General features: G+C 62.0%; 23 protein-coding genes. 17 read left to right on the forward strand and 6 right to left on the reverse strand.

The window, feature by feature from the left end; translation table 11 throughout:
- The first annotated feature begins 85 nt into the window (after positions 1-85).
- Positions 86-1,972 (forward strand): protein-disulfide reductase DsbD, encoded by a 1,887-nt coding sequence (gene dsbD, locus ACWBU6_RS04165; RefSeq protein WP_452647583.1) that lies wholly within the window; start codon positions 86-88, stop codon positions 1,970-1,972.
- Between the two features lie 30 nt (positions 1,973-2,002).
- On the opposite strand, the gene ACWBU6_RS04170 is transcribed toward dsbD, so the two are convergent.
- Positions 2,003-2,596 (reverse strand): Spy/CpxP family protein refolding chaperone, encoded by a 594-nt coding sequence (locus ACWBU6_RS04170; protein ID WP_452647584.1) that lies wholly within the window; start codon positions 2,594-2,596, stop codon positions 2,003-2,005.
- A 485-nt stretch (positions 2,597-3,081) separates the two neighbouring features.
- Here ACWBU6_RS04170 and ACWBU6_RS04175 point away from each other — a divergent pair, with 485 nt between their 5' ends.
- From ACWBU6_RS04175 to ACWBU6_RS04210, 8 genes are all read left to right on the forward strand, one after another.
- Positions 3,082-3,417 carry a hypothetical protein gene (locus ACWBU6_RS04175; RefSeq protein ID WP_452647585.1) on the forward strand — a complete coding sequence of 112 codons (336 nt, stop codon included), beginning with the start codon at positions 3,082-3,084 and terminating at the stop codon, positions 3,415-3,417.
- Positions 3,418-3,426: 9 nt separating this feature from the next.
- Positions 3,427-3,732, forward strand: a complete 306-nt coding sequence (locus tag ACWBU6_RS04180; RefSeq protein WP_452647586.1) for a hypothetical protein — start codon at positions 3,427-3,429, stop codon at positions 3,730-3,732.
- A 99-nt stretch (positions 3,733-3,831) separates the two neighbouring features.
- Positions 3,832-4,554 carry a response regulator gene (locus tag ACWBU6_RS04185; protein WP_452647587.1) on the forward strand — a complete coding sequence of 241 codons (723 nt, stop codon included), beginning with the start codon at positions 3,832-3,834 and terminating at the stop codon, positions 4,552-4,554.
- Entirely contained in the window at positions 4,554-5,924 is a 1,371-nt protein-coding gene (locus tag ACWBU6_RS04190) for an ATP-binding protein (protein ID WP_452647588.1), read from the forward strand. Before ACWBU6_RS04185 ends, ACWBU6_RS04190 begins: the two co-directional genes overlap by 1 nt.
- A gap of 11 nt (positions 5,925-5,935) precedes the next feature.
- Positions 5,936-7,114, forward strand: a complete 1,179-nt coding sequence (locus ACWBU6_RS04195) for an efflux RND transporter periplasmic adaptor subunit (protein WP_452647589.1) — start codon at positions 5,936-5,938, stop codon at positions 7,112-7,114.
- Positions 7,111-10,248, forward strand: a complete 3,138-nt coding sequence (locus ACWBU6_RS04200; protein WP_452647590.1) for an efflux RND transporter permease subunit — start codon at positions 7,111-7,113, stop codon at positions 10,246-10,248. The genes ACWBU6_RS04195 and ACWBU6_RS04200 overlap by 4 nt, the downstream gene beginning before the upstream one ends.
- A gap of 94 nt (positions 10,249-10,342) precedes the next feature.
- The gene (locus tag ACWBU6_RS04205) at positions 10,343-11,242 is read left to right on the forward strand and encodes a hypothetical protein (protein WP_452647591.1); all 900 of its coding nucleotides are present in this window, start codon (positions 10,343-10,345) and stop codon (positions 11,240-11,242) included.
- Between the two features lie 212 nt (positions 11,243-11,454).
- Positions 11,455-12,915, forward strand: coding sequence for a sodium:solute symporter family protein (locus tag ACWBU6_RS04210; RefSeq protein WP_452647592.1), 1,461 nt, complete (start codon positions 11,455-11,457; stop codon positions 12,913-12,915).
- 56 nt (positions 12,916-12,971) lie between these two features.
- On the opposite strand, the gene hemB is transcribed toward ACWBU6_RS04210, so the two are convergent.
- A complete protein-coding gene (hemB, locus tag ACWBU6_RS04215) occupies positions 12,972-13,973 on the reverse strand; it encodes a porphobilinogen synthase (RefSeq protein WP_452647593.1) in 1,002 nt (333 codons plus the stop codon).
- Positions 13,970-14,671: a ribosome biogenesis GTP-binding protein YihA/YsxC gene (gene yihA / locus ACWBU6_RS04220; RefSeq protein WP_452647594.1), complete on the reverse strand. Its 702-nt coding sequence runs from the start codon at positions 14,669-14,671 to the stop codon at positions 13,970-13,972. Before yihA ends, hemB begins: the two co-directional genes overlap by 4 nt.
- Before the next feature lie 131 nt (positions 14,672-14,802).
- Between yihA and ACWBU6_RS04225 the strand changes: the two genes are divergently transcribed.
- From ACWBU6_RS04225 to ACWBU6_RS04245, 5 genes are all read left to right on the forward strand, one after another.
- Positions 14,803-15,468 (forward strand): c-type cytochrome, encoded by a 666-nt coding sequence (locus ACWBU6_RS04225; RefSeq protein ID WP_452647595.1) that lies wholly within the window; start codon positions 14,803-14,805, stop codon positions 15,466-15,468.
- A 107-nt stretch (positions 15,469-15,575) separates the two neighbouring features.
- On the forward strand, positions 15,576-17,666 hold the full coding sequence (locus ACWBU6_RS04230) for a cytochrome c biogenesis protein ResB (protein ID WP_452647596.1): 2,091 nt from the start codon (positions 15,576-15,578) through the stop codon (positions 17,664-17,666).
- A gap of 28 nt (positions 17,667-17,694) precedes the next feature.
- Positions 17,695-18,840: a c-type cytochrome biogenesis protein CcsB gene (ccsB, locus tag ACWBU6_RS04235; protein WP_452647597.1), complete on the forward strand. Its 1,146-nt coding sequence runs from the start codon at positions 17,695-17,697 to the stop codon at positions 18,838-18,840.
- A 61-nt stretch (positions 18,841-18,901) separates the two neighbouring features.
- Positions 18,902-19,816: a protein-methionine-sulfoxide reductase catalytic subunit MsrP gene (gene msrP, locus ACWBU6_RS04240; RefSeq protein ID WP_452647598.1), complete on the forward strand. Its 915-nt coding sequence runs from the start codon at positions 18,902-18,904 to the stop codon at positions 19,814-19,816.
- On the forward strand, positions 19,816-20,463 hold the full coding sequence (locus tag ACWBU6_RS04245; RefSeq protein WP_452647599.1) for a sulfite oxidase heme-binding subunit YedZ: 648 nt from the start codon (positions 19,816-19,818) through the stop codon (positions 20,461-20,463). Before msrP ends, ACWBU6_RS04245 begins: the two co-directional genes overlap by 1 nt.
- A gap of 39 nt (positions 20,464-20,502) precedes the next feature.
- Here ACWBU6_RS04245 and lysA read toward each other — a convergent pair whose 3' ends face one another.
- Positions 20,503-21,771: a diaminopimelate decarboxylase gene (gene lysA / locus ACWBU6_RS04250; protein ID WP_452647600.1), complete on the reverse strand. Its 1,269-nt coding sequence runs from the start codon at positions 21,769-21,771 to the stop codon at positions 20,503-20,505.
- 4 nt (positions 21,772-21,775) lie between these two features.
- Positions 21,776-21,919 (reverse strand): LPS translocon maturation chaperone LptM, encoded by a 144-nt coding sequence (gene lptM / locus ACWBU6_RS04255; protein WP_452649524.1) that lies wholly within the window; start codon positions 21,917-21,919, stop codon positions 21,776-21,778.
- 72 nt (positions 21,920-21,991) lie between these two features.
- On the opposite strand from lptM, the gene cyaY reads away from it, so the two are divergent.
- Positions 21,992-22,324 (forward strand): iron donor protein CyaY, encoded by a 333-nt coding sequence (cyaY, locus tag ACWBU6_RS04260; RefSeq protein ID WP_452647601.1) that lies wholly within the window; start codon positions 21,992-21,994, stop codon positions 22,322-22,324.
- A gap of 100 nt (positions 22,325-22,424) precedes the next feature.
- Here cyaY and ACWBU6_RS04265 read toward each other — a convergent pair whose 3' ends face one another.
- Entirely contained in the window at positions 22,425-24,692 is a 2,268-nt protein-coding gene (locus ACWBU6_RS04265) for a penicillin-binding protein 1A (RefSeq protein WP_452649525.1), read from the reverse strand.
- A 361-nt stretch (positions 24,693-25,053) separates the two neighbouring features.
- On the opposite strand from ACWBU6_RS04265, the gene ACWBU6_RS04270 reads away from it, so the two are divergent.
- Together ACWBU6_RS04270 and ACWBU6_RS04275 are read left to right on the forward strand one after the other, a co-directional pair.
- Complete coding sequence (locus ACWBU6_RS04270; RefSeq protein WP_452647602.1) at positions 25,054-26,133, forward strand: pilus assembly protein PilM; 1,080 nt, start codon at positions 25,054-25,056, stop codon at positions 26,131-26,133.
- On the forward strand, positions 26,133-26,777 hold the full coding sequence (locus ACWBU6_RS04275) for a PilN domain-containing protein (protein WP_452647603.1): 645 nt from the start codon (positions 26,133-26,135) through the stop codon (positions 26,775-26,777). Before ACWBU6_RS04270 ends, ACWBU6_RS04275 begins: the two co-directional genes overlap by 1 nt.
- The last annotated feature ends 8 nt before the right edge of the window (positions 26,778-26,785 follow it).

Raw genomic sequence — 26,785 nt, forward strand, 5'->3', positions numbered from 1 at the left:
TTCTGCCCCGCTGAAAGCAGCTTAAAGCAGCGTTAAGCCGCCCGGTGTACCATGGGCGTGCCCGATCGATTCACCGTTCAAGACCATGCACCGACCAGCGTCCTCATTCAAGGCGTGGCTGTTTGCCGCGCTCTCGCTCCTTGTTCTCCTGTTTGCCGGCGCGGCGCGGGCCAGCGAAGAATTCCTCGATCCGCAAGTTGCCTTCAAATTTTCCGCCAAGGTGGTGGAGGGCAAAGCCATCGCGGTGACCTATGAGATCGCCGACGGCTACTACATGTACCGCGAACGCTTCAAGTTCGTTGCCGATGGCGCCACATTGGGCGAGCCGCAAATCCCGCCGGGCAAGGTGAAATACGATGAAACCTTTGCCAAGAACGTGGAGACCTACCGCCACCAGGTGACGATCGTGATCCCGGTGCAGGCACCCGGGCCGTTTACCCTCAAGGCCACCAGCCAGGGCTGCTCGGACAAGGGCCTGTGCTATTCGCCGATGGAGTCGTCGGCGCGCCTGATGGTGGTTGGCGGCAGCGTCTCGAACAGCGGCGGCGTGTTCGGTATCGGCGCAAGGCAGGAGGCCGCAACGGGTGCGCAAAGCGTGCCGGGCGCCGTCTCGCTGGCGGGTGTTGACCTAGCGCCGGCGGGCGCGGTCGTGGGCGGCCCGGCCGCGGCTGGCGACGGCGGCGCCATGCCGGTCGGCGCGGCGGCAGGCGAAAGCGAAATGGGCAAGATCGAATCGGCCTTGAAGGGCGGCAGCCTGCTGGTCATCGCGCCGCTGTTCATCCTGCTGGGCCTGGGCCTGTCATTCACGCCCTGTGTGCTGCCGATGGTCCCGATCCTGTCCTCGATCATCGTTGGCGACGGCTCTTCCGGCAATCGCTCGCGCGGCTTGGTGCTGTCGGTCAGCTACTCGCTTGGCATGGCGATCGTGTACACCGCGCTTGGCGTTGCGGCCGGCCTGATCGGCCAGGGCCTTTCGGCAGCGTTGCAAAACCCCTGGGTGCTGGGCGCCTTTGGCCTGCTGATGGCGGGCATGGCCCTTTCCATGTTCGGCGTCTATGACCTGCAGATGCCAGCCTCGATGCAATCGCGGCTGGCCGGAGCCTCAAACCGCCAGTCGGGCGGCAAGCTGGCCGGCGTGTTCGCCATGGGCGCCATCTCGGCCCTGATTGTCGGCCCCTGCGTCGCAGCTCCGCTGGCCGGTGCCCTGGTGTACATCAGCCAGACCCGCGACGTGGTGGTCGGCGGCAGCGCGCTGTTCTCGATGGCAGTTGGCATGAGCATTCCTCTGTTGCTGGTCGGCATCTCGGCCGGCGCTCTGGTGCCACGCGCCGGGATCTGGATGCAGGCCGTGAAACGCTTCTTCGGTGTGCTGATGCTGGCAATGGCCCTGTGGCTGGTTGCGCCCGTATTGCCGGGCAAGCTGCAGATGATCGGCTGGGCCATCCTGGGCGTGGGTTACGCCTTTTTCCTGCTGACCCATGAGCGCGGCAGCTGGCTGCCCAAGGTGATCGCAGCCTTCTTTGCGGTCTTCGGCCTGGTCCAGGTTGCCGGACTGGCGACCGGCAGCGCCGATCCGCTGCACCCGATCGAAAGGCTGGCCGGCCGCGCTGACCGCCACCTGCAATTCACCCGCATCAAGACGGTGGCCGAGCTGGATGCTGTGCTGGCGCAGACCGGTGGCAAGACCGTGCTGCTGGACTTCTACGCCGACTGGTGCGTGTCGTGCAAGGAAATGGAGAAGCTGACCTTTGTCGACCCGGTGGTCCAGCAGAAACTGGCCAACACGATCCTGCTGCAAGTGGACGTGACGGAAAATAATGAGGCCGATAAAGCCATGCTGCAGCGCTTCACCTTATTCGGCCCGCCCGGCATTATCATGTTCAACGCCGCAGGGCAGGAAATTCCCGATTCGCGGGTCATTGGGTTCCAGAATACCGAGAAATTCCTGCGGTCGCTGCAAAAGCTGAACTAAAGAAATGGGCGCCGTGTGCGCCCATTTTCTTTAGCCGTGATGGTGCATCATGCGCCGATGATGGCGATGGCCGAAACGGCCGCCTTTCTCGTCAAAGATTTTTTGCTGCTCCGGCGTCAGCGCCGCGTAAAAAGTTTTCGTCGCTGCCAGGTTGCTTTCCATGCGGGCCACGCGGGCCTTCGCCATTTCAATCCGCTTTTCCATGCGTTCCGGCGCCGGCATATTCTTGAACGAGGCGCGATCGAACTGGCCGCGCTGCGGCATATTCGACTTCAGCGCCGACAAATAAGCCTGCCATGCCCCTTCCTGGGCCGGGGTAATCTTCAGCGTTTCATGCATGCGCTTGGCGCGCGCATCCATACGCTCCTGCATCTTTACCGGATCGAACTTGGTAGCCGCATAGTGATGCTGCGCAGCCTCTTGCGCGATGGCCGGCAAAGACGCCGCGCCAAGGCCCAGAACCGCTGCGCCGATGACGAATGCTTTATGCAAGGTTTTCATCATTAATCCCTTCAGAAATAAATTTATGAAAATGTGCACTCGCACTGCACATGGAAGCATCTTCCATTTTTCCTGTTTCGGCGAAGTGTCCCGGAGCAAGCACTTTGTATCCAGTTGTTGCACTTTGATTGCATTACGGCAATGTTGTTGGTTTTTCGTTTAACGGTGGCCGTGAGGATTGCATGCGTAATGGTTGGCTGGGAATGGCAGTAGCCGGGATGATCGCCGGATGTGGCGGCGGGGCGGCTCGGGCAGCGGAAACGATTCGGCCCAGTTGCCAGTCGGCTCCAAGACCTATGTGGCAGCCAGCGCAACTGTGGGCGGCTATTTCACTTGGGAGCGTTCGACGCGTGAGCAGGATTCCGGCGCCGAGTCCTACGATTACAACACCAAATATTTCCGCAGCGTGGGAGCCGATGGCGCAGCAACGGCCGACTACTTGAACGATTACGCCAATGGCCCGGATGACGCCCTGGTCTGTGGATCGAGCACGTCTTCGGCGGATTTTGACAGCCTTGGCCGTTGGCTCCGCTCCAGCTTCGGCGCGTGCGCCCAGACAGCGGATCGGCCTTTCCATATGGCGGCGCCAATCTACCATGGCAGTCGGCATGAGTTGGCAGCACACCGGCGTCGTGGAGGACAAATGTTCGCTTCACCCTGCGACGCAAACTGCGATCACATTGCAGGGCAATGTTTTCGCCATTGAGCAGGTCACCGTGCCGGCAGGAAGCTTTACGACCCACAAAATGAGCCGCAACGAAACGCTTGAAGATGGGAACTTCCACAAGGTCTCCGACCGCACTTGCTGGTGGGAGCCTGAACTGGGGATCGATGTCAAATGCGTCACTAGCGCGACAGTGACCAACAAGGCCAGCGGTAGCAAGCGGTCCGTGGTGCAGACCGAAGTGCTGGGGAGCTATTCCAAGCAAAAGCTGGCACGATAATCGGACACCGTGCTGCGCTTCATCGGCAACTGGAAAGGCCGTCTTGAAGGCACTGCGCTTGGCCAGAACGTGGCGGGTACTTGCACCTTGGCGATCGACTGGGAGGGCGACATCAGTGGCGGCTGCTTCGGCAACAACGTGGCATTCAACGTCACTGGCAAAGTAAACGCTTACGGCGGGCTGTGGATCACGGCGGCAAGTGCCGGCAATGACCTCCCGTGGTTCACCGGTAAGCTTGATAGCCTGCAGCAGATGCGTGGTACCTGGAGCGTTTCGGCTGTCGGTAAGGGCACCTGGACCATCATCCAGGACTGATGGCGGAGTTTTGTAACGTCATGTTTCGACAAGCAATATCTAAACATGGCGATACAAACTGTCTACCCGCAGTCGGCATTGCAAGGGATAATTGGATGCATGGAAAATGCCGCCACTATCCTCATCGTCGATGACGACCGCGATATCCGCACCCTGCTGCAGGATTACCTGGAGACCAACGGTTACCGCACCCATGGCGCCGGCGACGGCGCTGCCATGTGGAAGCTGCTCGACAACACCAAGCCCGACCTGATCGTGCTGGACCTGAACCTGCCGGGTGAAGATGGCCTGACCCTGTGCCGCAAGCTGCGCGCCCACTCGACCCTGCCAGTCATCATGCTGACGGCCCGCAGCGAGCCGCTCGACCGCATTCTCGGCCTGGAGATGGGCGCTGACGATTACCTGCCGAAACCCTTCGAACCGCGCGAGCTGCTGGCCCGCATCCGCAGCGTGCTGCGCCGAAGCACCAGCACGGCTGCCAGCGGCGTCGAGAAAGCCAGCCGCATCCGCTTTTCAAACTGGGTGCTGGACCTGACCGCGCGCCACCTGGTCAACCCGCAGGGCACGGTCATCATGCTGTCCGGCGCCGAATTCCGCTTGCTCAAGGTCTTCCTCGAGCACCCGAACCGCGTGCTGAACCGCGACCAGTTGCTGAACCTGACCCAGGGCCGCGATGCCGATCCGTTTGACCGCTCGATCGATATCCAGATCAGCCGCCTGCGCCAGAAGCTGGGCGAAGATGCGCGCCTGCCGCAAATCATCAAAACGGTGCGCAATGGCGGTTACGTGCTGGCAGGTACGGTGGCCGTGGAGCCTGACTGATGAAAGCGTTTTTCAGGGGCATGACGGGCCGGGTCTTCCTGGTCCTGATGCTGGGCATCCTTGCCTCTGCCGCGCTGACCCAGTACCTTGCCGTCAATGAACGCCAGCGCACCCTGCAGCGCTACCGCGATTTCTTTGCCCTCGAGCGTGCCGAGCAAATCATTTCAACCGCCGTCGTGGTGCTGCCCGAATCGCGCAACCAATACCTGCGCGTGGCCAGCATGGGAGCGATCAAGCTCGAGGTACTGGGCGACCTGAGCGGCATCAATCGCGAAATGAGCGAGTTCGGCGCCACCCTGGCCAACCGCCTCGGCAAGGACTACGTCCTGCAATCGCTGCTCGAGCGTCCGGATGCCTGCGAGCGCCCAACGCCCGCCTATACCGCTTTCTCCGTGTTCGGCGCCGGCACCGGCACCTGGCGCGGCACCTGTGAATCGCTGGCTGTGACCATGCCCGACGGCCAGCACCTGAAATTGTCCATCCTGCCGCCGCGCCAGCCGGCGCCGACAGGCACCAATGAATATGCCGCTTTTGCTCCCTTCCTGCTCAGCATTGCCGTGCTGGCCTACCTGGTGGCCCGCATGACGATGGGTCCGCTGAAAAAACTGGCCGTGGCCGCCAAGAACCTCGGTAACGACATCAACCATGCGCCGATCAAGCTGGGCGGCGCGACGGAAATCCGCACCGCCTCGGCCGCCTTCAACGCCATGCAGGCGCGCATCCGCCAGCACATCGCCCAGCGCACCGAAATGCTGGCCGCCATCACGCACGACCTGCAGACCCCGCTGACCCGCATGCGCCTGCGCCTGGAAAAAGTGCAAGACCCTGAACTGCAGGGCAAGCTGCTGGAAGACCTGTCGGCCATGCAGCAAATGGTGAAGGAAGGGCTGGACCTGGCGCGCAGCATGGACACCACCGAAGCGATGCAGCGCGTCGACCTCGACGCCCTGCTGGACAGCGTTTGCGCCGATGCCGTCGATGCCGGCCAGGAAGTGGACCTGAAGGGCCGCGCAGCCATGGACTTGATGGGGCGCCCGCTCGACATCCGGCGCTGCCTGGTGAACCTGATCGACAACGCCGTCAAGTACGGCCAGCGCGCCCATGTCACGGTGGAACGGGAAGCCGGCGCCGCGCGCGTGCGCATCCGCGACGAAGGCCCGGGCATCCCGGCCGGCCAACTGGCCCAGGTGTTCGAACCGTTCTACCGCCTGGAAACCTCGCGCAACCGGTCCTCCGGCGGCACCGGCCTCGGCCTGACGATTGCGCGCAATATCGCTGAACAGCATGGCGCCAGCCTGAGCCTGGCCAACCACGCGAGCGGCGGCCTGGAAGCCACCCTCGTGTTCCCGGAATTTTATGCAGGAAAGTAGTTAGACCTCACATGAAGAAGAAAACTTTGGCAGTAGTGGTGGGCCTGGCCGTGGCGATGGGCGGCGGCGCCTGGTATGCGAGCAAGGACCCGGCCGGGCAGGGCGCCGCGCAAGTGCAAGGCAGTGGCGGCAAGGGACGGGGCGAACAGGGGCCGACCACGGTCAATGTGGTGGCGCCGCAGCGCCAGGACGTGCCGGTCGCGCTGTCGGCCAACGGCACCGTGAGCCCGATTTCTACTGTCGACCTGCACCCGCAAACCACCAGCACCATCGTCAAGGTGCATGTGAAAGAAGGCCAGTTCGTGAAGCAGGACGAGCTGATGTTCTCGCTCGACGCCCGCACCGAGGCCGCCAATGTCGAGAAGGCCGATGCGCAGGTGGCGAAAGACCGCGCCACCCTGGCCGACCTGGAGCGCCAGTACAAGCGGGCGCAGGAACTGCGCGCCCAGAACTTCCTGGCCCAGAGCGCGGTCGATACCCTGAAGAGCCAGGTGGAATCGAGCCGCGCCACGCTGCAAGCCGATATCGCCGTGGCCCGCGCCAGCAAGGTCGACCAGAGCTTCACCCAGATCCGCTCGCCGCTGAGCGGCCGTGTCGGCGCCATCAATGTCTACCCGGGCAGCCTGGTGCAGCTCAGCACGTCGCTGACCACGGTGACCCAGCTCAACCCGATCAACGTCGCCTTCACCGTGCCGGAATCGAGCCTGGCGGCCCTGCTCGATGCCCAGCGCGCCGGCAAGGTGGCGGTGCAAGCCTTCCAGAACAATTCGGACAAGCCGATCAACGGCCAGCTCAGCTTTGTCGACAATACCGTCGACCCGGTGGCCGGCGTGATCCGCGTCAAGGCCGTGTTCGACAATGCCGACACCCGCCTGTGGCCGGGCCAGTACGTCAACACGCGGCTGACGGTGGCCACGCTGAAAGACGCCCTGGTTGTCCCGCAGAACGCTATTATTACCAATACCAAAGGCACCTTTGTGTACACCGTTGCACCTGACCAGACGGCCAGGGTGGTCAATGTACAACGCATCCACGGCTTCGGCGCCCTGGCCGCTGTCAGCGGCCTGAACGGCGATGAAAAGATCATCGTCGAAGGCAAGCAGAACCTGCGCCCGGGCGGCAAAGTGCGCCTCGCCGAACCTGCAGTCGCCCACACCGGCAAGGCCCACAAGAAGGGTAAGGCAGAATGAACCTTTCCGAGCTGAGTATCCGGCGCCCCGTCATGGTGGTGCTGCTCTCGCTGAGCCTGATCCTGGCCGGCGTGCTGGCCTATGTCCACATCCCCGTCGCAGCACTGCCGAGCTACAACACCCCGGTCATCAATGTCAGCGCCGACCTGCCGGGCGCATCGCCGGAAACCATGGCATCGTCGGTCGCGCTGCCGCTGGAAAAACAGTTCTCGACCATCGGCGGCCTGTCGATGATCACTTCCACCAGCACGCTCGGCAATACCTCGCTGACGCTGGAATTCGATCCGTCGATCAACGTCAATGAAGCGGCGGTCGACGTGCAGGCGGCGCTGCTGCGCGCCCAACGCTCGCTGCCGCAGGAAATGACGGACCTGCCGTCTTACCGCAAGGTCAATCCGGCCGACGCGCCGGTGCTGTTCGCCACCATGACCTCGCCGTCGCTGAGCCTGTCGGAGCTCAACGATTACGCGGAAAACCTGGTGGCGCCCAACTTGTCCACCTTGCCCGGCGTGGCCCAGGTCTCGGTCAATGGCCAGAAACGCTTTGCCGTACGCGTGCGCGCCAAGCCGGACCTGATGAACTCGCGCAACCTGACGCTGGACGAGCTGCAGGCTGCCATCAAGGCCGCCAACGCCAACACCCCGCTCGGCACCATCGATGGCCCAAGCCAGACCCTGACCATCCAGGGCAATGCGCAGCTGATGCGCGCGGCCGATTTTGCCGACCTGATCATCGCCACCCGCAACGGCCAGCCGGTGCGCCTGAAGGAAGTGGCAACGGTGGAAGACAGCTACCAGTCGATCAAGGCGGCCGGCAGCTATAACGGCGAACGCGCCATCGTGCTGCTGGTGCAACGCCAGCCGGACGCCAACACCGTGCAGGTGGTCGATGCGGTGCGCAAGCTGCTGCCGCGCTTCCGCGCCCAGTTGCCGGAATCGGTCTCGATCAACCTGGTCAACGACCGTTCGGTTTCGATCCGCGAAGCGATCCACGACGTGAACCTGACGCTGGCGCTGACCGTGGTGCTGGTGGTGCTGGTGATCTTCCTGTTCCTGCGCCGCCTCGCTGCCACCTTCATCCCGGCCGTTACGATGCCGATCTCGCTGCTTGGCGCATTGTCGCTGCTGTATGCGCTGGGCTACAGCCTGGACAACGTCTCCCTGCTCGGCATCACGCTGGCGGTCGGCCTGGTGGTCGACGATGCGATCGTGGTGCTGGAGAACATCGTGCGCCATATCGAGCTGGGCAAGAAGCCCTTGCAGGCGGCCCTGGTTGGCTCGAAAGAGATGGGCTTCACCATCGTGTCGATTTCGATTTCGCTGGTGGCGGTGTTCATCCCGATCTTCTTCATGCCGGGCGTGATGGGCCTGATGTTCCACGAGTTCGCGGTGGTGGTCGGCCTGTCGGTGCTGGTGTCGGCGATCGTTTCGCTGACCCTGGTGCCAATGCTCGCTTCGCGCTTCATGCCGGCCGATGCGCACGAAACGTCGGGCGACGATACCTTCATCGGCCGCCACTTCGAGCGCGCCTTCCATGCCACGCGCGATGCGTATGCGCGCACGCTGGACCTGGCCTTGCACCACCGCTTCGTGGTGCTGGGCATCGCCTTTGGCACCTTCGCGCTGACCGCCTGGCTCTACATCGCGATCCCGAAGGGCTTCTTCCCTGAGGAGGACCTGGGCCAGATCCGCGTGAATACCGAGGCGTCGGAAGATATTTCCACCTCCGCCATGCTGGAGCTGCAGGAAAAAGTGGCCGCAGCCATCCAGGCCGACCCGAACGTCAAGGACGTGACCTCATTCACCGGCGGCGGCAATACCGGCCGCATGTTCCTGGTGCTGAAACCGCGCTCGGAACGCAAGAAAATGCCCGAAGTGCTGGATAGCCTGCGCAAGGCGACGAAGCAGATCGCCGGCATCCAGGTCTACCTGAGCCCGGTGCAGAACCTGCAGCTCGGCGGCCGGCCGTCGAAGAGCCGCTACCAGTACACGCTGCAATCGGTCAGCCCGGATGCGCTGAATGACTGGGCCGGCAAGTTCCTCGACCAGATGCGCGCCGATACCGATTTCCGCGATGTGACCAGCGATTCGCAGAACCGGGGCCTGCAGGCGCAACTGAAGATCGACCGCGACAAGGCCAATATGCTGGGCGTCAAGCTGGCCGATGTGCGCACCGCGCTCTACCTGGCTTTCGGCGAGCGCCAGGTATCGACCATCTACTCCTCGGCGGCCAGCTACTTCGTGATCCTGGAGGCCGCCACCGAAGACCGCCAGTTCGACGACGCGCTGACCAAGCTGTCGGTGCGCAACAGCAGCGGCCAGCTGGTGCAGCTCGCCAGCTTTGCCAGCGTCGAACGTACCGTGGGGCCGACCTCGGTCAACCACCAGGGCCAGCTGCAAGCCATCACGATTTCCTTCAACCTGGCGCCGGACGTGCCTCTCGGCAATGCCACTGCCAAGATCGAAAAGATGGGCCTGCAGATGGGCTTGCCGGCCTCGATCATTACCAGTTATGGCGGCGATGCGGCGGTGTTCCAGGATTCGCAGAGCAGCCAGCTGATCCTGATCGTGGCGGCATTGGGCGTGATCTACGTGCTGCTGGGTGTGCTGTATGAAAGTTATATCCACCCGCTGACCATCCTGGCCGGCCTGCCCTCGGCCGCCGTGGGGGCGCTGCTCACGCTGTGGATGTTCAAGATGGACCTGACCATGATCGCCATCATCGGCATTCTGATGCTGATCGGTATCGTGAAGAAGAACGCCATCATGATGATCGACTTCGCCCTGGTGGCGCAGCGGGAGGAGGGCAAGGCGCCGCAGGATGCGATCCGCGAAGCCTGCATCCTGCGCTTCCGCCCGATCATGATGACCACCTTGGCGGCCCTGATGGGCGCCTTGCCGATCGCCCTTGGCCTGGGCGCCGGCGCCGAGCTGCGCCAGCCGCTGGGCCTGGCGGTGATCGGCGGCCTGGTCTTCTCGCAGGTCATTACCCTTTATATAACACCGGTAATCTACCTGTTCCTGGACAAGTATTCCGGCAGCGGTCCCATGAAAGATGCGGACCTGGATGACGGTTCTGCAACGGAAGCCGCGCAGCCGCTCGAGCTCAGGGCCTTCAAAGCGGCCAAACACTGATAATATGCGGGGCGGCGCTTACAACCTGTAACATTCGTCAAGGGCGAAAGTCGGTAAGCTGCCACCCCAGCACCTTCAGTAAAAAGCCATTATCTTGCACCAATACACCCATTCCCATGCCGAACTTGCGGCCCACGACGGGCATACCTGCCCGACCTGTGGCCAGCCGTGGCCGCAGGATAAGGTGCCCGAATATGGTGCAAGCAAGCCTAACCGCTGGGGGATCGCCTTTACCATCGGGCTGCATGTGCTGGTGGTGCTCATCTATTTCATCAAGCCCAAGGAAAAGGTCGACCTGACCCCACCGCCCAAGGCGGGCGAAATGGTCTATATCACCCCGGGCAAACCGGCCCCGCAGCCCAAGCCGCAGCCGAAGGCAAAGCCGAAACCGGCCAAGGAAACCCCGCGCGCGGCGCGCGCCTACCTGCCGCCGAACAAGAACGCGATCACCGAAGTGATCAAGCCGCAGGAAAAAATCGTGCCGCCCGAACAGGCCAAGCTGACGCCGGTGCCCGATACCGCGCCCGACATGGCCGCCCTGATCGAACAGCGCCGCCGTGCGCGCCAGGGCGACGCGCCGCAGCCGGCCCAGGAAGAAGATGCCGGCGCTACCGGCAAGGCGCGCGCCCTGGCCAACATCATGGGCGCCCAGGGACGCAACGCGAATGGCGAACGCAACGATACCGGCGGCGTGTTCCAGATCGTCAACCAGACCTTCAATGGCGCCGACATCAAGTTCCGCGGCTTCAGCAGCAACTTCAAGCGCCAGTGGCAGCAACAGGTCCACGTTGACCAGGGCGCGGAAAAGGATATCGAGACGGCCATCGTCAAGAAGATGATCGAGATGATCCGCAAGGAAAAGCCGGGCGACTTCATCTGGGAATCGCACCGCCTCGGCCGCAACGTGCCAATGAGCGCACGCAAGGAAGACGAAAAGGAACTGCAGGCTTTCCTGCTGCTCGAGTTCTGGCCAAATTACGGCAAGCTGCGCTAGGCAATGGCGGTGTTGCCGATCGTGGCCAGCGCCATCGCTTTTGAGCGGGAACTGGCGCAAGCGCGTGCCGCCGGGGCGCGGCGGACTGCTGGCCGCCAAGGTGTTGTAGATTGTCAGGGCGATATGTAAAAAGCGCCAATTTCTTGATTCAGCCGAAGTTCTTGCAGCTATAATCGCGAAATTTGCCGATTGGAGCCGGAGTTTTCGCCGCGATGAACATCACCCTGATTTCCTTTGTTGTGCTGTACCTGCTGGGCACCCTGGCCCTCGGCGCATGGGCTGGTACCCGCATCAAGAATACGACCGACTTCGCGGTGGCCGGCCGCAGCCTGCCCCTGATCATGGTGATCACGACAACATTCGCGACCTGGTTTGGCGCGGAAACCGTGATGGGCATCCCTGCCAAGTTCGTGCAGGGCGGCCTGAACGCCATCGTGGAAGACCCGTTCGGCGCGGGCACCTGCCTGATCCTGGTCGGCATGTTCTTCGCGGCCCGCCTCTACAAGCTCAACCTGCTGACCATCGGCGATTTCTACCGCCAGCGCTACGGCAAGGGCATTGAAGTGTTCTGCTCGATTGCCATCATCATTTCCTACCTCGGCTGGGTAGCGGCGCAGATTACCGCCCTGGGCCTGGTATTTACCGTGCTGACCAACGGCGCCATGTCGGAAACGGCCGGCATGATTGTCGGCACCCTGGCCGTACTGGTCTATGTGGTGATCGGCGGCTTCCTGGCCGTGGCCTGGACCGACTTCATCCAGATGATCGTGCTGGTCGTGGGTCTGTCCATCATCGCCATCTTCTCGGCCGACCTGGCCGGCGGCACCGGCAAGGTGTTTGCGATGGCGACCGAAAAGGACTTGTGGAACTTCCTGCCGCCAGCCAGCTTCACCGATATCGCCTTCTTTGTCGGCGCGGCCGTGACCATGATGCTGGGCTCGATTCCGCAGCAGGACGTGTTCCAGCGCGTGATGTCGGCCAAGGATGCGCCGACTGCCCGTACCGGCGCCGTGATCGGCGGCGCCAGCTATATCGTGTTCGCCGCCGTGCCGATGTTCACCGTGGCCTGCGCCGTGATCGTGATGGGGGAGGGCGGCCTGGAAATGGCCAAGAACGATTACCAGCGTCTGTTGCCTACCTTCGTGCTGACCAAGATGCCGCTGCTAATGCAGATCCTGTTCTTCGGCGCGCTGCTGTCGGCGATCAAGTCGACTTCGTCGGCGACCTTGCTGGCGCCGTCGACCAGCTTTACCGAGAACATCCTGAAGAACCTGCGTCCCGGCATGTCCGACAAGCAGCAGCTGTTCGCGATGCGCGCCACCATCGTGGTGTTCGCGGCGACCGTCTTGGCGTACGCAATCGCCATGAAGGGTACCTCGATCTACGAGCTGGTGTCGACCGCCTACCAGGTGACCCTGGTGGCCGCCTTCGTGCCGCTGCTGATGGGCCTGTACTGGAAACGTGCAACCACGCAGGGCGCCATCCTGTCGGTCGCTTTCGGCATTGCCACCTGGGTCATCTTCTTCCCGCAGATCGGCGGCGAAGAGCTGGCGGCCAGCTTCCCTGGCCAGCTGGCCGGCTTGCTGGCGGCTTTCGTCGGCATGATCGCCGGCTCGCTGGCACCGCAAGTGCTGAAGAACCGCCACGACAGCGCACACCACATGCCCGCCTGAAAAATGGGGACGTACCCCATTTAATTGAAAAGGGCCGCTGTGAGCGGCCCTTGCTGTTACAGCCCCTTGAGCTTGCGGGCAATATCGAGCGCGAAGTAGGTCAGCACACCGTCGGCGCCGGCGCGCTTGAACGCCATCATCGATTCCATCATCACCTTGTCGTGATCGAGCCAGCCGTTCAGCGCAGCAGCCTTCAGCATGGCGTATTCGCCCGACACCTGGTAGGCGTAGGTCGGCACCTTGAACTCGTCTTTCACGCGGCGCACGATGTCCAGGTAGGGCATGCCTGGCTTGACCATCACCATGTCGGCGCCTTCGGCGATATCCAGCGCGACTTCGCGCAGGGCTTCGTCGGTGTTGGCCGGGTCCATCTGGTAGGTGAACTTGTCGGCCTTGCCCAGGGCTGCCGCGGAGCCGACCGCATCGCGGAACGGGCCGTAGAAGGCGGAAGCGTACTTCGCCGAGTAAGCCATGATACGGGTGTGGATCAGGCCCTGCTCTTCCAGTGCCTTGCGCATCACGCCGATGCGGCCGTCCATCATGTCGGACGGGCCGACGATGTCGACGCCGGCCTCGGCCTGTGTCAATGCCTGGCGCACCAGCATCTCGGTGGTCTCGTCGTTCAGGATCGAGCCCTTTTCATCGACGGTGCCGTCCTGGCCGTGGCTGGTGTACGGGTCCAGCGCCACGTCGGTCATGATGCCCAGCTCAGGGAAATTCTTTTTCAGCTCGCGCACCGCGCGCGGGATCAGGCCTTCCGGATTGGTGGCTTCCACGCCATCATTGGTCTTCAGCGACGGATCGATATTCGGGAACAGCGACAGTACAGGGATGCCCAGCTTCACGCATTCTTCGGCCACCTTCAGCAGGTTGTCGATCGAGATGCGGTCCACGCCCGGCATGGTGCTCACCGCATCGCGGCGGTTGGCGCCTTCCACCACGAAGACCGGGTAGATCAGGTCGTCAACGGTGACGGTGTTCTCGCGCATCAGGGCGCGCGAAAACGGGTCGCGGCGCATGCGGCGCATGCGGATGGCTGGAAAATCAGGAGTGATCATTCTTCGCTTTCATCAGGATTGGGCGCTTGGCTGCCTTCGGCGAGGCCGGCCAGCTCTTCGATCTTGGCGGTCGCTTCCTCGATGCCGATGCGCTTCAGCGCGGAAAACAGTTGCACGGTGAAGGGGAACCCTTCGCCGTCTTCATCGACGTAGCTGTCGAGCTTGGCTTTTGCCTGGCGCAGCACATTGATGGATTCATTGCGGTTGAGCTTGTCGGCCTTGGTCAGGATGCAGTGGATCGGCTTGCCGGTCGGGCCGAACCATTCGATCATTTGCACGTCGAGCTCGGTGAACGGGCGGCGCGCATCCATCATCAGCACCAGGGCTGCCAGTTGTTCGCGCTGCTGCACATAGTCGCCCAGCAGGCGCTGCCAGTGGTTCTTGGCGTCACCCGACACTTCCGCATAGCCGTAGCCCGGCAGATCGGCGATCAGGCACTGGATTTCATCCATCTTGACCGGGTCGTGGCGGTGCATCGCGACGTGGGCGCCGCCGACCGAGAAGAAGTTGATGTGCTGGGTGCGGCCCGGGGTCTTGGAGGCGAAAGCCAGCCCTTTCTGGTTGCACAGGATATTGATCGCGGTCGATTTGCCAGCATTGGAACGGCCCGCAAAGGCGATCTCTGGCACCGTCGTACGCGGCAGGTCGCGCAGATGGTTAACGGTAGTGAAAAAACGGGCTTGCCAGAGTTTGGACATGGGGAAAGCAACAAAAAGAGGGCAAAAATGCAGGAAAGCTATTGTACAATAAGGGGTTACGAATTGTTGCCATGCTATATTTGCCCAATTCTTATACTACTCATTATTTACTTCTGTCCCAAGGTGTCTGAATGAATCGTGCGTTTTCGCCATTTGTAAAATCCTTGTTCGTCGCAATGCTGGCCGTAAGCGGTGTGGCCTCCGCCAGCGAAGCGAAAGCCCCGGCAGCAGCAAAGGTTGACCCTGCCAAAGGCGCTACCCTGTACGCGGAAGGCGACAACGCGCGTGGCATCCCGGCCTGCGTATCCTGCCACGGCGCCAAGGGGGCATCGACCATCACCATCAACCCGAAACTGGGCGGCCAGGGTGAAGCCTATGTGTATAAGCAATTGGTGGCCTTCAGTGGCGACGCTCGCCCAGGCACCGTGATGACCGCATTTTCCAAGGCCCTGACCGACGAAGAGAAGAAGAATATCGCCGCCTACCTGGCAACCGAACCAGGCAAGGCCGGTGCTGCCAAGAACAAGGACACCGTGGAACTGGGCAAGAAGATCTACCGCGGCGGCATCGCTGAAAACCGCGTACCTGCCTGCGCTTCCTGTCACGGCCCTGCCGGCGGCGGCATGCCAGCCATGTACCCGCGCGTGGGCGGCCAACACCAGGACTATTCCGCTGCCACCCTGAAAGCCTTCAAGGCCGGCACCCGCAAGTCCAGCCCGGAAATGCAAACCATCGCTTCCCGTATGTCCGACAAGGAAATCGAAGCGGTTGCCGACTACATGGCCGGCTTGAAGTAATTGCAATGCACCGCCTGATGCAGGGCGGTTCTGGACATGAAAAGGGCGGCCGCGCAAGCAGGCTGCCCTTTTTTTGCGTATCCTCCTGACTTTTTCCCTGAGCAGCAATGAGCGACACCCCAAGCACTTCCGGCATCCAGCTTCGCAACCGGCGCGGCCCACTGGCAGAGACGGTCGAATTGCTGTCCTCGATGCGCTTTGCGATCGCACTGTTCGTGGTGATCATCTTCGCCGCGATCATCGGCACCATCGTACAGCAAAGCCAGCCGATGCCGAACTACATCAACCAGTTCGGCCCGTTCTGGTTCGAAGTGTTCAATAAGCTGGGCCTGTACGCGATTTACTCGTCGTGGTGGTTTGTTTCCATGTGCGCCTTGCTGGTGGTGTCGACCACGCTGTGCATCGTGCACAATACGCCGAAGATGCTGAAGGATATGCAAAGCTGGCGTGAAAAGGTGCGCGAAGCTTCGCTCAACAACTTCCACCACAAGACGCATTGGCAATCGCCGCTGTCGCGTGCTCAGCTTGCAGATCAGACCGCCCAGCGTCTGGGCCATGCCGGCTATGGCACCAAGGTCATCGAAAAAGACGGCGCCATCCTGGTGTCGGCCAAGCGCGGCGCGGGCAACAAGTTCGGCTACATCTTCGCCCATAGTTCGATTGTGATTATCCTGGTCGGCGGCATGCTCGATTCCGACTTGCCGATCCGTTTACAGCAATGGGTGTTCGGCAAGACCGCGTTCGGCGGTACCGGCCTGATTGCCGACATCCCGGCCCAGCACCGGCTCGGCGTGCACAACCCTACATACCGCGGCAATATCGCGCTGCCGGAAGGCACGGCCGGCAATACCGCCATCCTGCCGCGTCCAGACGGCGTGCTGCTGCAGGATTTGCCGTTCACCATCCAGCTCAAGAAATTCGATATCGATTTCTACAGCACCGGCATGCCGAAGCTGTTTGCCAGCCATGTGACGGTACGTTCCAACGCGACCGGCAAGACGGTCGATGCCGTGGTCGAAGTCAACAAGCCGCTGATCTTTGAAGGCGTGGCGATCTACCAGTCGTCCTTCGAAGACGGCGGCAGCAAGCTGAAGCTGCTCGGCCACCCGATGCAGGGCACCGGCACCGCCACCTTCGGCCTGAATGGCGAAGTCAACGGCACCACCAGGCTGAACGACGAGTACACCGTGGAGTGGAGCGATTTCCGTCCCTTCAACGTGGAAAACATCGCCGGCCAGGATGCACGCGCCGTCACCAAGGGCGAGAGCCTGAATGAATCCTTTGCGCGCAGCCTCGACAAGCAACTCGGTTCGGCCGCCAAGACCGCCCACAACAAGGACTTGAAGAACGTCGGCCCGTCAGTGCAGTACAAGCTGCGCGACAAGACCGGCCAGGCGCGCGAATACCAGAACTATATGCAGCCGGTGACCATTGAGGGCGATACCGTCTTCCTGGCCGGCGTGCGCGCCAATCCGTCCGACCCGTTCAGCTACCTGCGCATTCCGGCCGACGACGAGCACAGCGTGCGCGACTGGATGCGCCTGCGGGCAGCCCTGCAGGACCCGGCGCTGCGCCAGAAGGCCGCCGCCAGCTATGCGGCCCGCGCCATGCCGCAGTCGAAAGCTGGCGATGTCCTGCGTGGCCAGCTGGAAGCCTCCGCCCTGAAAGGCCTGGAAATCTTCGCCGGCGACACCAACGGCGCCGGCTTCTTCGCCATCAGCCGTTTCCTGGAGAAGGTTCCACCAGCCGAGCAGACCAAGGCTGCGGAAATCTTCCTGAAGATCCTGAATGGCTCGATGTGGGAACTGTGGCAGGCTGCCCGTGCCCAGGACGGCAAGCCGGCCGCCGCGCTGGACGAGGCCCACGGCCGCTTCCTGCAGTTGGCCACCAATGCCCTCTCGGACAGCTTCTTCTACGGCGCCCCGGTCTATCTGCAGCTCGATGAATTCACCCAAATCAAGGCTTCGGTGTTCCAGGTCACCCGTTCGCCGGGCAAGACCATCGTGTACCTCGGCTGCCTGCTGCTGGTGCTGGGCGTGTTCGCGATGTTCTACATTCGCGAGCGCCGCGTCTGGGTCTGGATCAAAGACGGCGAAGCTGGTGCCGAGGCCCTGATGGCCATGAGCACCCAGCGCAAGACGCTGGACTTCGAAAAGGAATTTAAGGAACTCAAGGAAAAACTTCCGCAATCGGCGTAAGCTGTTGCCAAGTTTTGGAGAATCGCAAATGGAAGCAACTCAAACGTATACCCAGCAACCCGGCTATTTCAAGCGCCTAAACGCGTTCGACTGGCTGTTTGCCCTGGCCCTGTGCACGGGCGCGCTGTATGCCTTCAACCGCTTCGGCGCCTACATGGATGTCTATGAAAAGGTCATCCTGCTGGCGTCCGCCCCCGTGTTTGCCGCGCTGGGCTGGTACTGGAAGCCGCTGCGCTGGCTGATGCCGCTGTCGTTTGCGCTGGCGCTGTTGGCGGTCAGCCTGTACGGCGGCGACCTGGCGGCGGCGGACAAGCGCTTCTTCCTCAAGTACATGCTGTCGAGCCAGTCGGCCATCCTGTGGATGAGCACGATGTTCGTCCTGTCCACCCTGTTCTACTGGGTCGGCCTGGTGGCCCGTTCCGATGTCGGCGGCGCCATCGGTTCCCGGCTGTGCTGGGCCGGCATCGTGCTGGGCCTGACCGGCATGCTGGTGCGCTGGTACGAGTCCTACCTGATTGGCACGGACGTCGGCCATATCCCGATCTCGAACCTGTATGAAGTGTTCATCCTGTTCTCGCTGATCACCGCGATGTTCTACCTGTACTACGAAGAACACTATAAAACCCGCACCCTGGGGCCCTTCGTGCTGCTGGTGATCTCGGCCGCCGTCGCCTTCCTGCTGTGGTACACCGTGGCGCGCGGCGCGGCGGAGATCCAGCCGCTGGTGCCGGCCCTGCAGAGCTGGTGGATGAAGATCCACGTGCCGGCCAACTTCATCGGCTACGGCACGTTCGCCTTGGCTGCCATGGTAGCCTCGGCCTACCTCTTGAAGTCGCACGGCATGCTGGTGGACCGCCTGCCGTCGCTGGATGTGCTGGACGACGTCATGTACAAGGCAATCTCGATCGGTTTTGCCTTCTTCACCATCGCCACCATCCTCGGGGCCCTGTGGGCGGCGGAAGCCTGGGGCGGCTACTGGTCCTGGGACCCGAAAGAAACCTGGGCGCTGATCGTCTGGCTGAACTATGCGGCCTGGCTGCATATGCGCCTCATGTCGGGCCTGCGCGGCCGCCCTGCGGCGTGGTGGGCCCTGGTCGGCCTGCTGATCACCACCTTCGCCTTCCTGGGCGTGAACATGTTCCTCTCCGGCCTGCATTCCTACGGCAAGCTTTAATATCGGCTTGAGCAAACTGGTGTAAGGTTTAGCTATTACCTTGCACCAGTTGGAGCCGACCATGTTGATTCTCCCTTCCGAAATCACGCCGCGCGAAGTCTTCGAATCGCGCCGCAAGTTCATTAAGCTGGCTGCGGCAGGCGCCATCCTCGGTCCTGAACTGGTGCAAGCGGCCAACCTGCCGTCCAAGCTCAATCCTGCCTACGCCGTGATGGAAAAGCAGACATCGCGCAAGGACGCCACCACCTACAACAACTTCTACGAATTCGGCACCGACAAATCCGACCCGGCCGAGAATGCGCACACGCTGCGCACGCGCCCGTGGACGGTGCAGATCGAAGGCGAGGTGAAAAGGCCGATGACGCTCGACATCGACAGCCTGCTCAAGCTGGCGCCGCTGGAAGAGCGCATCTATCGCCTGCGCTGCGTGGAAGGCTGGTCGATGGTGATTCCGTGGATCGGCTACTCCTTCTCGGAATTGATCAAGAAGGTCGAACCGACTGGCAATGCCAAGTTCGTCGAGTTCATCACCCTGGCTGACCACAAGCAGATGCCGGGTGTGCGCAGCCGCGTGCTCGATTGGCCCTATGTCGAGGGCTTGCGCATCGACGAAGCCAACCATCCGCTGGCCTTGCTTACGCTGGGCATGTACGGCGACGTGCTGCCGAACCAGAACGGCGCGCCGGTGCGCATGGTGGTGCCGTGGAAGTACGGCTTCAAATCCGCCAAGTCGATCGTCAAGATCCGCTTCGTGCGCGACATGCCGCGCACTTCCTGGAACAAGTCGGCGCCCAATGAATACGGCTTCTATTCGAACGTGAATCCGGAAGTGGACCACCCGCGCTGGTCGCAGGCGTCCGAACGCCGCATCGGCGAAGACGGGTTCTTCACCAAGAAGCGCAAGACGCTGATGTTCAACGGCTACCCGGAAGTCGCATCGCTATACACCGGCATGGACCTGAAGAAGTTCTACTGATGGCCTTTACTCCCACACCGCGCCAGCTGACGGCAATCAAGTGCATCGCCTTCGTGCTGGCGCTGGTGCCTTTCTTTGCCCTGGTCTACCTGGTGGCTACCGACCAGCTGGTCGAACCGCTGCAATACATCACGCGCAATACCGGCTCGTGGACCTTGTACTTCCTGTGCATCACGCTGGCGGTTACACCGCTGCGCCGTTTGTCGGGCTGGAACTGGCTGCTCAAGCTGCGCCGCATGATGGGCTTGTACGCTTTCTTCTACGCGCTGCTGCACTTCACCACCTTCCTGTGGTTCGACCATTTCTTCGACGTGCAGGAGATGCTGAAGGATGTCGTCAAGCGGCCCTTCATCACGGTCGGCTTCATCGCCTTCGTGCTGCTGCTGCCGCTGGCTGTGACCAGCACCAACGGCATGGTGCGCCGCCTTGGCGGCAAGCGCTGGCAGCTGCTGCACAAACTTGTGTACCTGATCGCGCCGCTGGGCATCCTGCACTTCTGGTGGATGCGGGCGGGTAAGCACGACTTCAACAAACCTATCCTGTTCGGTTTGATCGTGCTGGTGCTGCTCGGGATGCGTGTCTGGTGGGCGCGTGCTGCTAAAAGACCGGTAACCCTGGGTCAGACCCAAGGGTCTGACCCACGATGATCTTGCGGCTAGCGGGGATGGTTGTGCGTTTCCGATGGCTTAGCGGATAACGGATTCCAGCGCGAACAGGTCGGCTGGATTCTCGCGCTGGCGCACGACGTGGACTTTGCCGCCGTCGACGATCAGCTCCACGGCGCGGCCGCGGGTATTGTAGTTGGAGGCCATGGTCATGCCGTAGGCGCCGGCGGTCTTCATTACCAGCAGGTCGCCGGCTTTGACGCCGAGTTCGCGGTCGCGGGCCAGCCAGTCGCCCGATTCGCAGATCGGGCCGACCACGTCGAACATGGCGGCAGCGGCTTCGCTGCGCACCACCGGCTGCATGTCCATCCAGGCCTGGTACATCGCCGGGCGCGCCATATCGTTCATGGCTGCGTCGACGATGCAGAAATTCTTCTCTTCACCGTGCTTGATGAACTCCACGCGGGTCAGCAGCACACCGGCGTTGCCGACGATGGAGCGGCCGGGCTCGAAGATCACCTTGATCGGTGTACCGCCGTGCTTCTCGGCGCGCCAGGCGTCGATGCGTTTGAACAGGCGCGCCAGGTAGTCGCCCACCGGTACCGGTGCGCCGTCACCGTAGTCGATGCCCAGGCCGCCGCCGATATCCAGGTGGTGCAGGCGGATGCCTTCGGCGCCCAGCGCGTCGATCAGTTCAATCAGCTTGTCCAGCGCTTCCAGCAGCGGCGCGTCGTCCAGCAACTGCGAGCCGATGTGGCAGTCGATACCCGACACGTCCAGGTGCGGCAGCGTGGCGGCGGTGCGGTAGGTCTCCAGCGCGTCGTCGAAGGCGACGCCGAACTTGTTGGCTTTCAGGCCGGTGGCGATGTAAGGGTGGGTCTTGGCGTCCACGTTCGGGTTCACGCGCAGCGAGATGCGCGCTTTCTTGCCCATGCTGCCTGCCACTTCGTTCAGGCGGTGCAGTTCAGGAATCGATTCGACGTTGAAGCACAGGATGTCGTGTTCGAGCGCCAGGCGCATTTCTTCCACGCTCTTGCCGACGCCGGAGAAGATCACTTTCTTCGGATCGCCGCCGGCGGCGATCACGCGCAGCAGTTCGCCGCCCGACACGATGTCGAAGCCGGCGCCGCGGCGGGCCAGCAGGTCGAGGATGGCGAGGTTGGAGTTCGCCTTCATCGCATAGCACACCAGGGCATCGCGGCCGGTGCAGGCATTGGCGTAGGAATCGAAGTTCTCGGTCAGCTGGGATTTGGAGTAGACGTAGGCCGGGGTGCCGTACTGTTCTGCAATGCTATTGAGCGCAACGCCTTCGGCGTGCAGCACGCCATTCTGGTAGTCGAAGTGGGACATAAGCTTACTGTTGGGATGCTGGTGGTGTGGACGGAACCGGAGCCGCCGCTGGCGCCACGCCTGGTTTCGCCTCGGTGGCGGGCTTGGCGGGTCGCTTTGGCATGTAGAGTGGGCCGGTTTGGCCGCATCCGGCCAGCAGGGCTGCCATTGTAAGGACAGCAAGTGCGATTGGGGACTTCACGATTAAAATAGGGGCTTGATAGGAATCTTGGAGTGTAGCATGACCGAATCGGAATTTTTGGACCTGGCCGAGGCAACCCTGGACGCGATCGAGGCTTCCCTGGACCGCCTGTGCGAGCAGGATATGGTGGACGTGGAGTGCAGCCGCAGCGGCAATGTGCTGGAGATCGAGTTCGTCGGGAACGGGTCGAAGGTGATCATCAACTCGCAGGCGCCGATGCAGGAGCTGTGGGTGGCGGCGCGGTCGGGGGGCTTCCACTATCGCCAGGTGGAGGGCAAGTGGGTCGATACCCGCCGCGGTACGGAGCTGTTTACGGCGCTGTCGGAGATTGTGACGGAGCAGGGCGGGGCGCCGGTGGTGGTGGCGCCATAAAACCGGTCGTGCGGTGTCTGACCCGCAGGGTCAGACACCAGGCCTGCGGCCGCCGCGTATCGGTGTCTGACCCTGCGGGTCAGACACTGCACTGCCGGTTTTAGAACAGTTCGTTCTTGACCGCGTCCTTCTGCTTCTCCTCCGCCGGCGTACCGCGCGTCGCCCCTTCCAGGCTGTCGATCCCCACGCCCGGCGGATTCTCCGCATAATAGTACTCGCCATCCTGGGCAATGATGCCCTGCGGAATCGTCCTTTCCTCAACCGGAATACTCTTCAGCGCCTTGCCCATATAGCTGATCCAGATCGGCAGGGCCAGGCCGCCGCCGGTTTCCCTGTTGCCCAGGTTCTTCGGCTGGTCGAAGCCGATCCAGGCAATGCCCACCAGCTTGGACTGGTAACCGGCGAACCAGGCGTCGATCGAATCATTGGTGGTGCCGGTCTTGCCCGCGATGTCTGGACGCTTCAGCGACAGGGCGCGGGTCGCGGTGCCGAAACGCACCACGTCCTTCAGCATCGAATCCATCAGGAAGGCGTTGCGTTCATCGATCACGCGGTTCTTTTCGTCACCGGCCTTGTCCGGGTTGGCCTGCGACAGCACCTTGCCGGTGGAGTCGGTGACCTTGGCGATCAGGTATGGCGAGACCTTGTAGCCACCGTTGGCAAACACCGCGTAGGCGCCGGCCATCTGCATCGGGGTGACGCCGCCCGCGCCCAGGGCCAGCGTCAGGTATGGCGGGTTGCGCTCGGCATCAAAGCCGAAACGGGTGGTGTATTCCTGGCCGTACTTGGCGCCGATGCGGTGCAGGATGCGGATCGAGACCATGTTCTTCGACTTGGTCAGGCCGCGGCGCATGGTCATCGGGCCTTCATACTTGCCGTCGTAGTTCTTCGGCTCCCAGGCCTGGCCGCCGGTCTGGCCGGCGTCGAAGGAGATCGGGGCGTCGTTGATCATGGTGGCCGGCGACAGGCCGCGCTCGAGCGATGCGGAATAGATGAAGGGCTTGAACGAGGAACCCGGCTGGCGCCAGGCCTGGGTCACGTGGTTGAACTTGTTGCGGTTGTAGTCGAAGCCGCCCACCATGGCCTTGATCGCGCCGTCTTCGGTGCTGGCCGAAACGAAGGCAGATTCCACTTCCGGCATCTGGGTGATCTGCCAGTCCTTGTCGTCCTGCATGACGCGGATCACGGCGCCGCGGCGGATGCGCTTGTTGGGCGGGTTCTTGTCCGAAAGCCAGCTCTTGCCCATGGCCAGGCCGGCGCCCTTGATGGTGATCTCCTCGCCCGAGGCGGTGACTGCCGTCACCTTGTCGGCCGCGGCGCCCAGCACCATGGCGGCCACGATATTGTCGCTGTCCGGATGCTCGGCCAGCTCGGTCTCGATGATCTCGTCGGCTTCCGCCTTATTGGCCGGCAGGTCGACATAGGATTCCGGCCCGCGGTAGGCATGGCGCTTCTCGTATTCCATCACGCCGCTGCGCAACGCCAGGTAAGCCGCATCCTGGTCGGCCTTGGTAATCGTGGTGAAAACATTCAGGCCGCGCGTATAAGTCTCTTCCTTGAACTGCTCGTACACCAGCTGGCGCGCCATTTCCGCAACATATTCGGCATGAACACCAAACGCGCTGCTGTCTGTTTTCACTTTTAACTGCTCAATCTTCGCCGCCTCATACTGTGCGGGCGTAATATAGCCAAGCTGGGCCATGCGTTGCAGGATGTACTGCTGGCGCACCTTGGCGCGCTTCGGGTTGACCACCGGGTTGTAGGCCGAAGGCGCTTTAGGCAGGCCGGCCAGCATGGCCGCTTCCGCCACGCTAATGTCTTTCAGGTTCTTGCCGAAATAGATTTGGGCGGCCGATGCAAAACCGTAGGCCCGCTGCCCCAGGTAGATCTGGTTCATGTAGACCTCCAGGATCTGGTCCTTGGTCAGGTTCTGCTCGATCTTCCAGGCCAGCAGCGCTTCATAGGCCTTGCGCTTGAACGTCTGCTCGCTGGAGAGGAAGAAGTTGCGCGCTACCTGCTGCGTAATGGTGGATGCCCCCTGGCGGGCGCCGCCGGTTGCATTATGCACGGCGGCACGCAGGATGCCCCAGTAGTCGACGCCGCCGTGTTCATAGAAGTTGCTGTCTTCAATGGCCAGCACCGCCTGCTTCATGACATCGGGGATGTCCTTGATATGCACCAGGTTGCGGCGCTCTTCGCCGAACTCGCCGATCAGCACATTGTCGGCCGAGTAAATACGCAGCGGCATTTTCGGCCGGTAGTCGGTAATGGTGTCCAGCGACGGCAGGTTGGGGTAGGCCAGGGCCAGGCCGAACACCACCAGCAGCACGCCGGCCAGGATCAGGCCCAGCAAAGAAATCAGGGCCATCAGCAGAAAACCCTTCGGCGATTTTTTTGCCGTGGTCTCGTGGTTGTTTGCAGTCATACGCAGCTTCAGTAAGTTTTATGCAAGGCATTATAAATGAGGGCCCCACGCCCTGAGCGCACGTGATATTCGGAAATATTGATTGTGAGCAACAAGGCAACTTAGTTTATTGATATGCCATTAATTGCAACTTTTGTGTGGCAAATCCCTCACAAAACATTAATGGTGCACTGGAGAAATACCTTTACATGGCGCAGTCAATGTTGCTAGCATCTAATGTACTGTCTCATGTTTGCGGTCTAAACACGGGTTTTTAAACGAATTTGGATATGTAAATGTCTATGGAGTTGTCAGGAGTGCATCCATGTCATTGGACCTGAAAGCCCTGTTTGGCGGCGCCCAGGGCCCGCTGGTTGGCTTAGATATCAGCACCTCGAGTGTGCGTTTGGTGGAATTGTCCGAAGGGGGCAAGGACGGCATGCGTCTCGAGCGGTGCGCCTCGGAGCCACTGCCGCGCGGCGCAGTTGCCGACGGCAATATTGAAAATATGGAGCAAGTGGTCGAGGCGGTGCGCCGCCTGGTCAAGAAAAGCGGCACGCGCGCCAGGAATGTCGCGCTGGGCATGCCGCCTGCTTCCGTGATTACCAAGAAAATCGTGCTGCCTGCCGGATTGTCGGAGCAGCAGCTGGAACTGCAGGTCGAGTCCGAAGCTGCCCAGTACATCCCGTTCGCGCTGGACGAGGTGAGCCTGGACTTCGACGTGATCGGGCCGGTTGCCAATTCGACCGAAGACATCGAGGTGATGCTGGCAGCAGCACGCCGCGAAAAAGTCGTCGACCGCGTGGCGATCGCCGAAGAGGCCGGCATGAAGGCGACGGTGGTGGATGTCGAATCCTACGCCGCGCGTGCTGCGCTGGACTACGTCACCTCCCAGCTGCCGAATGCCGGGGTCGGCCAGGTGATCGCACTGTTCCAGATCGGCGCCGTGTCGACCCAGATTTCGGTGATGCTCGACGGTGCCACGGTCTATGAGCGCGAGCAGCCGTTCGGCGGCAATTCGCTGACCCAGGATATCGTGCGTTCCTACGGCCTGGCGTTCGAAGAAGCCGAGGCGCGCAAGAAGGCGGGCGACCTGCCGGAGAACTACCAATCCGACGTGCTTGCACCGTGGCTGGAAGGCGCCGCGCTGGAAGTGACGCGCGCCATCCAGTTCTTCTTCACGTCGACGCCATTTACCAAGATCGACCAGATCTTCCTGGCAGGCGGCTGCGCCGTGTTGCCGGGCTTGCTGGACATAATTGCCAGCCGCACCCGTATTTCCAGCGCCGTCATTTCGCCGTTCAAGGGCATGCAGCTTGCATCGGGCGTGCGTGAACAGGCGCTGCGCAGCGATGCGCCGGCATACCTGGTGGCCTGCGGCCTAGCCATGCGGAGGTTCGGCTGATGATACGCATTAACCTTCTCCCGCACCGGGAGGAAAAACGCGCACTGCGCAAAAAAGCCTTTTACGCCCTGCTTGGCATCGGCTTCGGCGCCGGCGCCACCATTGTTGCGATGGTGGGCGGCTATAACGCCAGGGAGATCTCGATCCAGGCATTGCGCAATGGCGAACTGACCAGTGCCATCGCTGAACTGGACAAGAAAATCGTGGAAATTTCCACGCTGCGCCAGGAAATCGATGCGCTGAAAGCGCGCCAGCAAGCGGTGGAAGACTTGCAGGCCGACCGTAACCAGCCGGTGTACCTGATGGATGAACTGGTCAAGCAGACGCCGCCAGGGGTATTCCTGAAGACGGTCAAGCAGGAAGCGCAAAAGGTCACGCTGACCGGCAGCGCCCAGTCGCAGGAACGGGTGTCCGAACTGCTGCGCAACCTGTCCGGCAATTCGCCATGGCTGGAACGTCCCGACCTGCAGGAAGTGAAGGCCGGCACGATTGGCGGCAGCGGCAAGGACAAGTCCAGCGGCCGCGCCATTGTCGAGTTCCAGCTTTCCGTCATGATCAAGCGTCCACGCGACAAGGACGAAAACCCGGACGGTAAGGCGGGTGCCAAACCTGGCGCCAAGCCAAATGCCGAAGCCCAGTCCTGAGAACATAA

Source organism: Pseudoduganella sp. HUAS MS19 (assembly GCF_053615455.1).